This window comes from Actinomycetospora sp., from assembly GCF_036497585.1.
In the GTDB taxonomy this organism is placed as follows: Bacteria; Actinomycetota; Actinomycetes; order Mycobacteriales; family Pseudonocardiaceae; genus Actinomycetospora.
On the sequence record NZ_DASXJD010000036.1, the window covers coordinates 1 to 12,202 of the forward strand.

Annotated in this window: 15 protein-coding genes; 7 read left to right on the forward strand and 8 right to left on the reverse strand. The window is 75.3% G+C overall.

Annotated features, from left to right (window positions below):
• The 4 genes from VGH76_RS03095 to VGH76_RS03110 form a co-directional block, all read right to left on the reverse strand.
• On the reverse strand, positions 1-933 hold a 933-nt coding region (locus VGH76_RS03095; RefSeq protein ID WP_331555145.1), incomplete at its 3' end, for a PPE domain-containing protein.
• 65 nt (positions 934-998) lie between these two features.
• The gene (gene ispF, locus VGH76_RS03100) at positions 999-1,463 is read right to left on the reverse strand and encodes a 2-C-methyl-D-erythritol 2,4-cyclodiphosphate synthase (protein WP_331555146.1); all 465 of its coding nucleotides are present in this window, start codon (positions 1,461-1,463) and stop codon (positions 999-1,001) included.
• Positions 1,460-2,191, reverse strand: coding sequence for a 2-C-methyl-D-erythritol 4-phosphate cytidylyltransferase (gene ispD / locus VGH76_RS03105; RefSeq protein ID WP_331555147.1), 732 nt, complete (start codon positions 2,189-2,191; stop codon positions 1,460-1,462). The genes ispF and ispD overlap by 4 nt, the downstream gene beginning before the upstream one ends.
• Positions 2,192-2,205: 14 nt before the next feature.
• The gene (locus VGH76_RS03110) at positions 2,206-2,688 is read right to left on the reverse strand and encodes a CarD family transcriptional regulator (RefSeq protein ID WP_116707106.1); all 483 of its coding nucleotides are present in this window, start codon (positions 2,686-2,688) and stop codon (positions 2,206-2,208) included.
• 332 nt (positions 2,689-3,020) lie between these two features.
• Here VGH76_RS03110 and VGH76_RS03115 point away from each other — a divergent pair, with 332 nt between their 5' ends.
• Both VGH76_RS03115 and radA read left to right on the forward strand, forming a co-directional pair.
• On the forward strand, positions 3,021-3,572 hold the full coding sequence (locus VGH76_RS03115; RefSeq protein ID WP_331555148.1) for a copper chaperone PCu(A)C: 552 nt from the start codon (positions 3,021-3,023) through the stop codon (positions 3,570-3,572).
• Between the two features lie 106 nt (positions 3,573-3,678).
• Positions 3,679-5,100: a DNA repair protein RadA gene (gene radA / locus VGH76_RS03120; protein WP_331555149.1), complete on the forward strand. Its 1,422-nt coding sequence runs from the start codon at positions 3,679-3,681 to the stop codon at positions 5,098-5,100.
• Here the strand turns inward: radA and VGH76_RS03125 are convergent.
• Complete coding sequence (locus VGH76_RS03125) at positions 5,090-5,998, reverse strand: DUF4232 domain-containing protein (RefSeq protein ID WP_331555150.1); 909 nt, start codon at positions 5,996-5,998, stop codon at positions 5,090-5,092. The genes radA and VGH76_RS03125 overlap by 11 nt on opposite strands.
• Before the next feature lie 113 nt (positions 5,999-6,111).
• Here VGH76_RS03125 and VGH76_RS03130 point away from each other — a divergent pair, with 113 nt between their 5' ends.
• The 3 genes from VGH76_RS03130 to VGH76_RS03140 all read left to right on the forward strand — a co-directional run bounded on the left by VGH76_RS03130 (position 6,112) and on the right by VGH76_RS03140 (position 8,202).
• Positions 6,112-7,017 carry an A/G-specific adenine glycosylase gene (locus VGH76_RS03130; protein WP_331555151.1) on the forward strand — a complete coding sequence of 302 codons (906 nt, stop codon included), beginning with the start codon at positions 6,112-6,114 and terminating at the stop codon, positions 7,015-7,017.
• 10 nt (positions 7,018-7,027) lie between these two features.
• Positions 7,028-7,348 (forward strand): antibiotic biosynthesis monooxygenase, encoded by a 321-nt coding sequence (locus VGH76_RS03135; RefSeq protein WP_331555152.1) that lies wholly within the window; start codon positions 7,028-7,030, stop codon positions 7,346-7,348.
• A gap of 83 nt (positions 7,349-7,431) precedes the next feature.
• Entirely contained in the window at positions 7,432-8,202 is a 771-nt protein-coding gene (locus tag VGH76_RS03140; protein WP_331555158.1) for an SIR2 family NAD-dependent protein deacylase, read from the forward strand.
• On the opposite strand, the gene VGH76_RS03145 is transcribed toward VGH76_RS03140, so the two are convergent.
• Complete coding sequence (locus VGH76_RS03145) at positions 8,193-8,579, reverse strand: hypothetical protein (RefSeq protein WP_331555153.1); 387 nt, start codon at positions 8,577-8,579, stop codon at positions 8,193-8,195. The genes VGH76_RS03140 and VGH76_RS03145 overlap by 10 nt on opposite strands.
• Positions 8,580-8,599: 20 nt before the next feature.
• Between VGH76_RS03145 and VGH76_RS03150 the strand changes: the two genes are divergently transcribed.
• On the forward strand, positions 8,600-8,743 hold the full coding sequence (locus VGH76_RS03150; RefSeq protein ID WP_331555154.1) for a hypothetical protein: 144 nt from the start codon (positions 8,600-8,602) through the stop codon (positions 8,741-8,743).
• Positions 8,744-8,783: 40 nt separating this feature from the next.
• Positions 8,784-9,764 (forward strand): helix-turn-helix transcriptional regulator, encoded by a 981-nt coding sequence (locus VGH76_RS03155; RefSeq protein ID WP_331555155.1) that lies wholly within the window; start codon positions 8,784-8,786, stop codon positions 9,762-9,764.
• A gap of 7 nt (positions 9,765-9,771) precedes the next feature.
• On the opposite strand, the gene VGH76_RS03160 is transcribed toward VGH76_RS03155, so the two are convergent.
• Complete coding sequence (locus VGH76_RS03160) at positions 9,772-10,563, reverse strand: DedA family protein (RefSeq protein ID WP_331555156.1); 792 nt, start codon at positions 10,561-10,563, stop codon at positions 9,772-9,774.
• Positions 10,564-10,869: 306 nt separating this feature from the next.
• A partial coding sequence (locus VGH76_RS03165) for an ATP-dependent Clp protease ATP-binding subunit (protein WP_331555157.1) occupies positions 10,870-12,202 on the reverse strand: 1,333 nt, incomplete at its 5' end.

Below are 12,202 nucleotides of genomic sequence, written 5' to 3' on the forward strand. Positions count from 1 at the left end.
CGTCCCGGCCGCCGAGGTGCCGGTGCCCGAGCCGCCGGCGCCGGCTCCCGGGAGCGCCACCCCCGTCCCGCCGGTGCCGGAACCACCGGGACCGACCCCCGTGCCGGCACCGCCCGTCCCGGCCGCCCCGGTGCCGGCCGGGCCGCCGCCGGTACCCGCGCCGACCCCGCCGCCTCCCGCCGTCGCACCGCCCGCACCCGCCGTACCCGGACCGCCCGCGCCCCCTCCGGCCCCGGCACCGCCACCCGCAGCACCGCCGCCACCGGCAGCGCCCCCGATCCCTCCGCCGCCCGCGACGGCGCCGCCCGCCTGCCCCGTCGTCGGGACCCCGGAGCCTCCGCCCGGGGCGGCCGCGCCCGCACCCGACGTCGTCGGGCCCGATCCGCCGCGCGGCACGACGCTGACCTGCGGCGCGCCGCCCGGGGGCGCGTCGAACCGGGGCAGGGCGGACGAGCGCAGGGCACTGTCGTCCTGGTAGCGGACCATCGCCGAGCGGGCCGCGCGCTCGGCGTCGAGCGAGGCCCGGTCGGCGAGGTCGGCGTCGGCCGCGGCCAGCCCGCCCGCCTGCTCCCAGGTCATGCGCGTGACGGGTGCCCGGGCGGTCGCGGGCGCGGGGGGCGGCACCGCGGCGCGGGTGCTGGTCAGGGCGCGGGACTGCTCGTGCGAGACCGACCCGACCGCGTCGCTGAACGCCCGCGCCTCGTCGGCCCACGTCCCCATCGGCCCGACCGCACCCCGGGCCGCGTCGGCCGCGGCTCCGGTCCGGGTGGCCGTGATGCCCCGGGTGGCCTGCTCGACGGAGCCGGCGACCTGCCGCAGGCGCGACGCCAGCTGGTTCCACGCCCCGCCCGCCTCGGAGAACCCCGATCCGCCGCCCTGCAGCTGCGAGAAGATCTCGGCGTGCGAGCGCGCCTCCCAGTTCACGTCGAACACGCCGGCCTCCCCTCTCCGGGCAGGCAAGCACACCGCCCCGGCGCGCGGGGGCGGTTCGGGAGAACTCAGCCGGGCAGGAGCAGCGCGGTGGCGACGGCGGCCAGGCCCTCGCCGCGGCCGGTAAGCCCGAGCCCGTCGGAGGTCGTCCCCGACACCGCGACCGGTCCCCCGAGCGCGTCGGAGAGCACCTGCTGGGCCTCGTCGCGCCGGGTCCCGATCTTCGGCCGGTTCCCGATCACCTGTACGGCGGCGTTGCCGAGCGTCCACCCGTCGTCGGCGACGAGCCGCCGCACCTCGCCGAGCAGCCGCACCCCGGATGCGCCCGCCCACTCGGGGCGCCCGGTGCCGAACACGGCGCCGACGTCCCCGAGCCCGGCCGCGGAGAGCACGGCATCGCAGAGGGCGTGGGCGGCGACGTCGCCGTCGGAGTGCCCGGCGCAGCCCGGGACGCCCTCCCACAGCAGCCCCGCCACCCAGCAGGGCACGCCCTCGGCCAGCGGGTGCACGTCGGTGCCGATGCCGACCCTCACGACGGGGCGCCCGTCCTCGCGTCCAGCGGTGGACCGTCGCTGACATCCCCCGCGCCCAGGAGCGCCTCGGCCATCGCGAGGTCGAGCGGCGTCGTGATCTTGAACGCACGAGGATCACCCGCCACGGTGACGACCTCGCCGCCGAGCGCCTCGACCAGCCCCGCGTCGTCCGTGGCGCGCGACGCGGTCGGGGAGGCGGCCGCCGCCTCGTGGGCGCGGCACAGAAGGTCTCGGGCGAAACCCTGGGGGGTCTGGACGGCCAGCAGCCCGGTCCGGTCGACCGGGCCGACGACGCGTCCGGCGGCGTCGACCCGCCGGAGGGTGTCGGCCACCGGCAGCGCGGGGATCACCGCGCCGTGCCCGGCCCGGACCGCGTCGACCACGGCGCGGGTCACGACGGCGGGGCACAGGCAGCGCGCGGCGTCGTGGACGAGCACCGCCTCGGCGTCGTCGACGACGGCGAGGCCGAGCGCGACGGACGCGATCCGGTCCGCGCCGCCGGGTACCACCCGGACGGCGGGCGGGAGCACCGCCCGCATCGCGTCGAGGTGGTCGACGGGCGCGACGACCACGACCTCGTCCACCGAGCCGGAGCCCAGCAGACCGTCGACCGCACGCGCGACCATGGCCTCACCCGCAACGGGGACCAGGGCCTTGGGACGACCGGCGCCGAGACGCTCCCCGGACCCGGCCGCCGGCACGATCGCGACGACGGGCCGCGGGGACACCGTGGACGGTGGGGTCAGGAGGCGAGCACCTGGTCGAGGAGTGACTCCGCCGCCACCTCGTCGGTGCCCTCGGCGAGCGCGAGCTCGCTCACGAGGATCTGCCGGGCCTTGGCGAGCATGCGCTTCTCGCCGGCCGACAGGCCACGGTCCTTCTCCCGACGCCACAGGTCGCGGACGACCTCGGCCACCTTGTTCACGTCACCCGACGCGAGCTTCTCCAGGTTGGCCTTGTACCGGCGCGACCAGTTGGTCGGCTCCTCTGTGTGCGGGGCGCGCAGCACCTCGAACACCCGGTCCAGGCCCTCCTGGCCGACCACGTCGCGAACACCGACGATCTCCGCGTTGTCCGCGGGGACCCGGACGGTCAGGTCGCCCTGGGCGACTTTGAGGACGAGGTACTTCTTCTCCTCGCCCTTGATCGTCCGGGTCTCGATCGCCTCGATGAGAGCGGCACCGTGGTGCGGGTAGACGACGGTCTCGCCGACCTTGAAAACCATGTGTCCTCTAGCCCCTTTCGCTGCTTCCAGGTTAACACGTCGGCGACACGACCATGGAGGGGGATCGGACCGTCTTCGCAGGTCAGGGGGTTGACAACTGAGTCGTGCCCGTGCTCCCCGAGGTCGGGAGGGTCGTCGACGACCCTCGGACCGCGCCGCGGCGCGCTGCGCGGCGCCACCCGGACGGGCGCGGACGACCGGCTGCGGACACGCCGGGCGGGCGCGCGGGGGCTAGGGTGTCGCCGACCCGACCGGGTCGCCCGGCCCACCCGCGCCGACCCCACCCGGCACCGCCGCCCGGTCCGCACCGCCGCCCAGGAGGACACCGCGCCATGACCCGCCGACCGACGGGACGTCCGCGCCGTTCAGCACTGCTCGCCGCGACCCTGCTCGGCGCGGCCGCGCTCGTGCTCTCCGGTTGCAGCGCCGGCGCGGTGACGCAGACCGACACGACGGTCTCGTCCGTCCCCGGCTCCGAGGGCCAGGTCGGCCCGATCCTGCTGCGCGACATCAAGCTGGACCCGGGCGCAGCGGTCGTCGTGCCGGCGGGGGGCACGATCACGCTGGCCGGGACCTTCGTGAACCAGGGGCTCGTCGACGACCAACTGGTGTCGGTCACCACCCCGTACGCCGCCCAGGTCCGCCTCGAGGGCACCACGACGATCCCCGAGGACGACGCGACGTCGATGGTCGGTTCGGCGCCCGGGCCGGTGGGCCCGCCGTCGCCGACGAAGCCGAACGGCACCCTGCGGGTGACGCTGGTCGGCGTCGCGCAGGTCCTGCACGCGGGCCCGACCTACCCCGTCACGTTCACCTTCGCCAAGGCCGGCTCGATCACGCTGCCGGTGCCCGTGCAGGCGACGAACCCGGTGCCGGCCTCATAGGTGCCCTCCGGGCATGTGAGCAGTAATCCGCCCTGTGACACGGATGAGTGCTCACGGGCCCGTAGGCCACCTCTGACTGTCGGGGGGTGGGCCTAACCTCCGGCGCGTGAGTACGAAGGGGACCGCGAAGGCCCGTGGCGGCCGGGCGTTCGAGTGCACCGCATGCGGGCAGCCGGCCGCGAAGTGGGTGGGGCGCTGCCCGGGCTGCGGCGGCTGGGGCACCGTCGAGGAGGGGCTGCCACCCGCGGCCGCGGTGGGGGCACCGGGTGGGGCGCCGCCGGCCACCGCGCGCCCGGCGAGCCCGGTCCGCCCGATCGGCGAGGTCGGGCTGGAGACGGTCGTCTCCCGGCCGACGGGGGTCGGCGAGCTCGATCGCGTGCTCGGCGGGGGCCTCGTCCCCGGCGCCGTGGTGCTGCTCGCGGGTGAGCCCGGGGTGGGCAAGTCGACGCTGCTGCTCGAGGTCGCCGCCCAGCGCGCCCGCGGGGGCGGCACCGTCCTCTACGTCACCGGCGAGGAGTCGGCCGGCCAGGTTCGGCTGCGGGCCGAGCGGACCGGGGCCGTCGCGCCGCACCTGTTCCTCTCGGCGACGGCCGACCTCGAGGAGGTCGCCGCGCACGTCGAGGCCGTCGACCCGGGCCTGCTGGTGGTCGACTCGCTGCAGACCGTCGGGTCGCCCGACGTCGAGGGCACCCCCGGCGGCGTCTCGCAGGTCCGCGCGGTGACCAGTGCGCTGGTGGCCCTGGCCAAGCAACGGGACCTGCCCGTGGTGCTGATCGGCCACGTCACCAAGGAAGGCGCCATCGCCGGTCCGCGGACCCTCGAGCACCTCGTCGACGTCGTGCTCTCCTTCGAGGGGGACCGTCACTCGACGCTGCGCATGGTGCGCGGCCTCAAGAACCGCTTCGGCCCGTCCGACGAGGTGGGCTGCTTCGAGATGTTCGACGGCGGGATCCACGAGGTCACCGATCCGTCCGGCCTCTTCGTCGGCACGATGACGGGCACCGTGCCCGGCCAGGCGGTCACCGTCGTCATGGAGGGCAAGCGGCCGCTGATGGCCGAGGTGCAGGGGCTGGTCTCGCGGGTCGGCTCCGACGCCCCGGCGCGGCGCACCGTCTCCGACCTCGACGCCAACCGGGTCCTGAAGATCCTCGCGGTGCTGCAGCAACGGTGCGACGGGTTCTCCTTCGGCCAGCACGACGTCTTCGCCGCGACCGTGGGCGGGATGAAGCTGCGCGAGCCGGCCGCGGACCTCGCGATCGCTCTGGCCGTCGCATCGTCGTTGCGAGACACCCCGCTGCCCTACGGCGTGGTCGTGCTCGGCGAGGTGGGGCTGACCGGGGAGCTCCGCCGGGTCCCGGCCACGGACCGCCGGCTGGCCGAGGCCGCGCGGCTGGGCGTCCCTCGGGCCATCGTCCCGTTCGGCCCGGGGACGACGGCGCCGAAGGGGCTCGACCTGGTCGAGGTCGACGATCTCCGCGGCGCGCTCGAGGCCGCCGGGATCGGCGGCGGGAAGCGGGTTAGGGGGTGAGGCTGAACCGCGCGGGGTCGCTGATGGTGCCGTCGAGCCGGGTCAGCAGCTCGTAGGTGCCAGGGGGCACGACGTCGCGCTCGCCGGTGCACCCCGGCATCGACGCCCGGCCGGCCCAGCGGACGGAGAAGACCGCCTCCTGCTCCGGGGCGAGGGTCCGGACGTCGTCGGTGTGCGCGGGCGAGCAGTCGTTGCTGCCCCACAGCCCGTCACCGGGCTTGCGGACGACGGCCATCGCCTGCCGGGCCGCGTCGAGGTCCCGGGTGCACGGGTCGGAGCCGGTGTTGGTGACCACGAGGGTGAACAGCGGGTGCTCGCCCGCGGCGTAGCTCGGCTTGTCGGTGCGGGCGGTGACGCGCAGGTCCCGGTCGGCGCAGCGCGGCGGGGCCGCGGCGGGCGCCGGTGCCGCGGCGGGTGCCGCTGCTCCCGGGGCCGGGGCGCTCGTCGGGGCGGGCGAGGACGGGACCGGCGACGGGGTGGGGGCGCCCGGGGTCGGGCCGGCGGCGTGCGGAGCCCCGGAGGCGCCGCCGGGCTGCGAGTCGGCGCCGGGCAGGGGAGCTGAACCCGCGCCGGCGTCGGCCGCGGTCTGCGGCTTCGTCCCGGGCAGCCCGGGCGTCCCGAGCAGTCCCCCCGCCCCGGGCGCCCGGAGCGTCGACTCCAGCGCGGTGACCCCCGGGCCGCCGGTGGGCAGGGCGCCGCGGGAGGCCACCGGGGACGGCGGCCCGGCGGACGGGGTGGGCGGCGGGGCGGCCGCGGACGGGTCGGACCTGCCGTCGGCGGCGGACGCGGCCGCGATCGCCCAGATGAGGAGGGCGAGGACGAGGACGACGACCGCTGCGGCGACGGCCCGCCGTCGCCAGTACACCGACGGCGGGAGTGGTCCCACCGGCTGCAGCATGTCACGCACCGTAGAAGCGCGGTCGCGGTCAGCGATCCACCCGCGCCGGGGCGTCGGTGGAACTCACCCGTGCGGGGAACGCCGTCGGGTCGAGGAGGCAGGATCGTCACCCGATGACCGACCCGCCCGACACCGCCCTCGCCGACCGGCTCCTGCCCTGGTTCGCCCTGCACGCACGCGACCTGCCGTGGCGCGGCGTCGAGGTCACCGGGTGGGGCGTCCTGGTGAGCGAGATCATGCTCCAGCAGACCCCGGTCGTGCGGGTTGAGCCGGTCTGGCACGTCTGGATGACCCGGTGGCCGCGGCCCTCCGACCTCGCGGCGGCGCCGACCGCCGAGGTCCTGCGGGCCTGGGGCAAGCTCGGCTACCCGCGGCGGGCGCTGCGCCTGCAGGCCGCGGCCGCCGTCGTGGCGGCCGAGCACGGCGACGTCGTACCGCCCGACGTCGACACCCTGCTCGCCCTGCCGGGTATCGGGACCTACACCGCGCGGGCCGTCGCCGCGTTCGCCTACCGGCGGCGCTGCCCCGTCGTCGACACCAACGTCCGGCGCGTGGTGGCGCGCGCGGTGCACGGGCGCGCCGAGGCCGGCGACACCTCCTCCCGCGACCTCCCCGACACCGAGGCCCTCCTCCCGCTCGACGAGGCCGCCGCGGCGCGCACCTCGGCCGCGCTCATGGAGCTGGGCGCGACGGTGTGCGTGGCGCGGGGCCCGCGGTGCGCCGACTGCCCGGTCCTCGACGTCTGTGCCTGGCAGCACGCCGGGCGGCCCGCGCACGACGGCCCGATCCGCCGCGGCCAGCGCTGGGCCGGCACCGACCGCCAGGTGCGCGGCCGGCTGCTCGACGTGCTGCGCGACGCCCCGGGTCCCGTGGAGGCCCCCGCCCTCGAGGCGGCCTGGCTCACCGACCCCGCCCAGCGCGCCCGCTGCCTGGACTCGCTGCTCGTCGACGGGCTCGTCGAGCAGCTCGCCGACGGTCGCTTCGCGCTCCCGGGCGAGACACTCGACGCGTCGTCGTAGGGTCGAGGGCATGGCCGTCGTGAAGATCAATGCCATCAAGGTCCCCGAGGGCAACGGGGAGGAGCTCGAGCGCCGCTTCGCCGCCCGCGGCGAGGCGATCAAGGAGACCCCGGGCTTTCTCGGCTACGAGCTGCTGCGCCCCACCGCCGGGGACGACCGGTACTTCGTCTACACCCGGTGGGAGTCCGAGGAGGCGTTCGCCGCCTGGCGTGACGGCGGGGCGGCCGCGGCCGCGCACGCCGGTGAGCGCAAGCAGCCGGTGTCCTCGGGCGCCGACCTGATGGAGTTCGAGGTGGTGCTCTCGGTCGGGAAGGGCGGCGGGGAGTCCTGAGCGACCCGCGTCCCGAGGACCTCGCGCGGGCGGCCGAGCTGCTCGCCGGCGCGACGTCGCTCGTGGTCGCCGCGGGGGCCGGCATGGGCGTCGACTCCGGGCTGCCCGACTTCCGCGGCCCGGAGGGCTTCTGGCGCGCCTACCCGCCCTACCGCCGGCTCGGGCTGCGGTTCGAGGAACTGGCCGACCCGGAGCACTTCGACGACGACCCCGAGCTCGCCTGGGGCTTCTACGGCCACCGCCTCGCGCTCTACCGGGCGACGGTGCCGCACGCCGGGTTCGCCGTGCTGCGCCGCTGGTCGCAGCGGCTCCCGACGCGGGTGTTCACCTCCAACGTCGACGGCGCGTTCCAGGCCGCGGGGTTCGCCGCCGAGGACGTGACCGAGTGCCACGGCGCGATCGGCACCCTGCAGTGCTCCCGGCCCTGCCACGACGGGACGTGGCCCGCGGACGACGTCGTCGTCATCGTCGACGAGGCGACGATGCGCGCCGTGCCGCCGCTGCCGACCTGCCCCCGGTGCGGGGCCGTGGCGCGGCCGAACATTCTCATGTTCGGCGACGGTTCGTGGGTCCCGGGCGTGCACACGCAGCGGATGGCCGAGCACCGGGCATGGCTGCGCGCGCGGGACGCGGCCGGGGTCGCGGTGGTGGAGCTCGGCGCGGGCACCGCGGTGCCGACGGTGCGCCGCCACGCGGAGCTGGCCGCGGCGTCGTCGGGACGGCTCGTCCGGATCAACGTCCGGGAGCCCGAGGTGCGCCACGGGCACGGCGTCGGCCTGGCGGCGGGAGCGCGGATGACGCTGGAGGCGCTGGACGAGCGGGGCGGGCCGGGATCAGCGACGGATCATCCGTGACACCTGACGTCAGGATGAACCCTCCCTGACATCGGCCAGCCGGAGCCCCCGTGCCGCCGCGACCCGCTCGGCCTCCTCATCGAGCCCCGGCCACCCCCGCCGTCGGACGCCGTCACCGCGAGCGTGAGCTTCTTCCCCGCCGCCGACCCGGCCTCGTGCCAGTGGGGCGCGCCGCGGTGGGTCCAGGCGAGCTCGAGGCCCAGGTCCTCCGCACCCATCGGCGGCCCGGGCAGCCGCGCCGCGAGCACCAGCGCCGCGGTCGGCCCGGAGTGCTGGACCCCGAGCGCGAGGACCGCCGCAACCCCGTCGTCGTCGACCCGTCCCAACCCCTGCGCGGCGATCCGGAACGCGACCGCCTGCTCCTTGGTGACCGGCACGCCCCCGAGCCTTGACCGGCGTGGCGCTGGTTGCGGGCTTCGCGGTGTCGGCGCAGCTCGAGGCGGTCCGCGGCGGCGTCGTCGACCCCCTGCTCACCGACCAGGAGCAGGACGGCGTCCCGGACCGGCTGCAGCACACCGAGCAGCACGCCGTGGGAGGGTGACTGACATCCACTGTCAGGTGATGCGGTAGGACTGTGAGCTGTGCGCGCGAGCCGGCTGCTCTCCCTGCTGCTGATGCTGCAGTCGCGCGGGCGCATGACGGCGCGGGAGCTCGCCGACGAGCTCGAGGTCTCGATCCGCACCATCTACCGCGACATGGACGCCCTCGCCGAGTCCGGGGTCCCGGTCTACGCCGATCGCGGGCCGGACGGCGGGTACTCGCTGCTGGAGGGCTACCGCCCGCAGCTGACGGGGATGTCGGCCGAGGAGGCCGACTCGCTCGCCCTGGCCGGGATGCCGGGCGCGGCGGCCGAGCTCGGTCTGGGCCGGGTGCTCGCGGCCGCCCAGCTGAAGGTGCAGGCCGCGCTGCCGACCGAGCTGGCCGAGCGCTCGCGCCGCATCGCCGAGCGCTTCCACCTCGACGCGCCCGGCTGGTTCCGGGAGGCCGACCACGTCCCGACGCTCACCGGGATCGCCGATGCGGTGTGGAACCAGCGGGTGGTGCGGGTCCGCTACCGGCGGTGGGGCGACGAGGAGGTCGAGCGGGAGCTGGAGCCGCTCGGCGTCGTCCTCAAGGGCGGGGTCTGGTACCTCGTCGCTGCGCCGCACGACGGCGCCGACCCGCGCACCTACCGCGTCGCGCGCGTGCTGTCCCTCGAGACGTTGGACGCGCGCTTCGAGCGGCCCGAGGGCTTCGACCTATGGCGGTACTGGAACGCGCGGTCCTCCGAGCTCGCGGCCGCGCTGTACCAGGCCGAGGCGGCGGTGCGGCTCTCGCCGTGCGGGGTGGAGCTGGCCCCGGTGGTGCTGCGCCCGCACACGGCGCGGGCGCTCGCGGAGCGGGAGTGGCCGGTCGACGACGACGGGTGGACGTGCGCGGTGATCCCGATCGAGTCGATCGCGGCGGCCCGCTCGGAGCTGCTCGCCCTGGGCGGCGAGGTGGAGGTCGTGTCGCCGGCCGCGCTGCGGGAGCAGATGCGGGAGACGGCGACGGCGCTGGCGTCCCTGTACGGGCCGGGCTGAGCGCTCGTCACCGCGCGCTCCTCGGCCGGCCGCGCCGCCCGGCCCGCACGGAGACGACGACGATGAGCGCGATGGTCACCCACAGCGCGTACTGGTCGATCGTGAGCACGACGTCCACAGCCGCCTGCCCCAGCCCGTAGCCCAGGCCCGCGACGAGCCCGACGACGAGGGCCGACCCGATCGCGTCGAGCGCCAGGAAGGCCACGAGCGGCATCCCGGCGAGGCCGGCGAGCAGGAACAGCGGAACCGACGGGACCCCGGGCAGCGCGGCCGCGACGACCAGGATCGCGGTGGTCCAGGGCGGCCAGGACCGGACGCGTTCGACGAACCGCGTGGCGCGTCCCGGTGGGGTGAAGAAGCGCACCCCCTTTGCGCCCCAGCGACGGCCGGCCCACCAGAACAGCCAGTCGAACTTGATCATGCCGAGGACGCCGGCGGCGATCACGAGCCAGAGATCGGCACCGCCGATCCGGGCGAACGCCGCGGCCGCCCCGGCCGCCGAGAGGCTGCCGGTGACCACGCTGAGCGCCACCGGGTGCGTCGCCAGCAGGAACGGCCGCACCGGCAGGGTCAGCAGCATCAGGACGATGATCGCGAGCGTCGAGAAGATCAGGATCTTGTCGGCGCGGGCCATGGGGTGATCCCACGGCCGGATGTCCCGCCACTGCTGCTTGGCGGCCTCGATCTGCTCGGGCGTGTACTCGCGCCGGGACCACGGCCGCCGTCGGGAGGACGTCGGCGCGTCGGCGGGTGTCGTCCCCGCGTCGGGGCCCTCCGAGCTCCTGTCCCGCTGCGCCACGTGCGCTCTCTCCCCTGCAGCGGCGGCCGTTCCGCCGTCCGTGCTCGACGCTAGCGGAGGGGCGCGCGCGCGCTCGGAGATCCGGTCGGGGGCCGTTTCGAGCGAAGGGCACCTTCGGTCGAGTAGATCGACTGAAGGTGCCCTTCGCTCAACCACACCCGGCGCTCGGCGTTCCGGCGAGGGACGCCCACGGCCGATCTAGTCGACCGAAGGTGCCCTTCGCTCAGAAACCCGAGCCGGCCCCCACACACGACGACGCCCCGGCCACCACGAGGGTGACCGGGGCGCCGAGCGCTCAGGAGCGGATCAGCCGTCGGCCTGGTCCGACGTGCCCGCCGTCGCGACCTCCGGGGTGTCAGGCACCGGGGTCGGCTTGGCCTCGCCCCGGAACGTGAACGTCGCCGACTCGGGAGCCGCCTTCGTCACGCCCTTCTCGTCGGTCTCGGGGGTCCAGCCCTCGACGTCGACGAGCACGATCTGCCCGGGCTCGATCTCCCCGAACAGGATCTTCTCGGAGAGCTGGTCCTCGATCTCGCGCTGGATCGTGCGACGCAGCGGACGGGCGCCGAGCACCGGGTCGAAGCCGCGCTGGGCGAGCAGCTTCTTCGCGTTCTCGGTGAGCTCGATCGACATGTCCTTGTTCTGCAGCTGCTTCTCGGTGCGACCGATCATGAGGTCGACCATCAGCATGATCTCGTCCTCACGCAGCTGGTGGAACACGATGATGTCGTCGATGCGGTTGAGGAACTCGGGACGGAAGTGCTTCTTCAGCTCGTCCGTGACCTTGTTCTTCATCCGCTCGTAGTTCGAGCCGGTGTCCTGCCCGGACTGGAACCCGAGGCCGACCGCCTTCGAGATGTCCTGCGTGCCGAGGTTCGACGTGAACACGATGACCGTGTTCTTGAAGTCGACGATGCGGCCCTGACCGTCGGTCAGGCGGCCGTCCTCGAGCACCTGCAGCAGCGTGTTGTAGACCTCGGAGTGGGCCTTCTCGATCTCGTCGAAGAGGACCACGGAGAACGGCTTGCGCCGCACCTTCTCGGTGAGCTGACCGCCCTCCTCGTAGCCGACGTACCCGGGGGGCGCGCCGAAGAGCCGCGAGGCGGTGTAGCGGTCGTGGAACTCGCCCATGTCGATCTGGACGAGCGCGTCGTCGTCACCGAACAGGAACTCGGCGAGCGCCTTGGTCAGCTCGGTCTTCCCGACACCCGAGGGGCCGGCGAAGATGAACGACCCCGACGGCCGCTTCGGGTCCTTGAGGCCGGCCCGCGTGCGGCGCATCGACTGCGAGACCGCCTTGACGGCGTCCTCCTGGCCGATGATCCGCTTGTGGAGCTCGTCCTCCATGCGGAGCAGACGGGTGGTCTCCTCCTCGGTGAGCTTGAAGACGGGGATGCCGGTCCAGTTGGCCAGCACCTCGGCGATCAGCTCGTCGTCCACCTCGGCGACGACGTCGAGGTCACCGGACTTCCACTGCTTCTCGCGCTCGGACTTCTGGCCGAGGAGCTGCTTCTCCTCGTCGCGCAGGCGCGCGGCCTTCTCGAAGTCCTGCGCGTCGATCGCCGATTCCTTCTCGCGACGCACGTCGGAGATCTTCTCGTCGAACTCGCGCAGGTCCGGCGGCGCGGTCATGCGGCGG

Bases quoted from the DNA above. Each gene is read 5' to 3' on its own strand.
- VGH76_RS03110 (WP_116707106.1), bottom strand. From the start codon at position 2,688: ATGGTTTTCAAGGTCGGCGAGACCGTCGTCTACCCGCACCACGGTGCC.
- VGH76_RS03115 (WP_331555148.1), top strand. From the start codon at position 3,021: ATGACCCGCCGACCGACGGGACGTCCGCGCCGTTCAGCACTGCTCGCC.
- VGH76_RS03125 (WP_331555150.1), bottom strand. From the start codon at position 5,998: ATGCTGCAGCCGGTGGGACCACTCCCGCCGTCGGTGTACTGGCGACGG.
- VGH76_RS03130 (WP_331555151.1), top strand. From the start codon at position 6,112: ATGACCGACCCGCCCGACACCGCCCTCGCCGACCGGCTCCTGCCCTGG.
- VGH76_RS03135 (WP_331555152.1), top strand. From the start codon at position 7,028: ATGGCCGTCGTGAAGATCAATGCCATCAAGGTCCCCGAGGGCAACGGG.
- VGH76_RS03140 (WP_331555158.1), top strand. From the start codon at position 7,432: ATGGGCGTCGACTCCGGGCTGCCCGACTTCCGCGGCCCGGAGGGCTTC.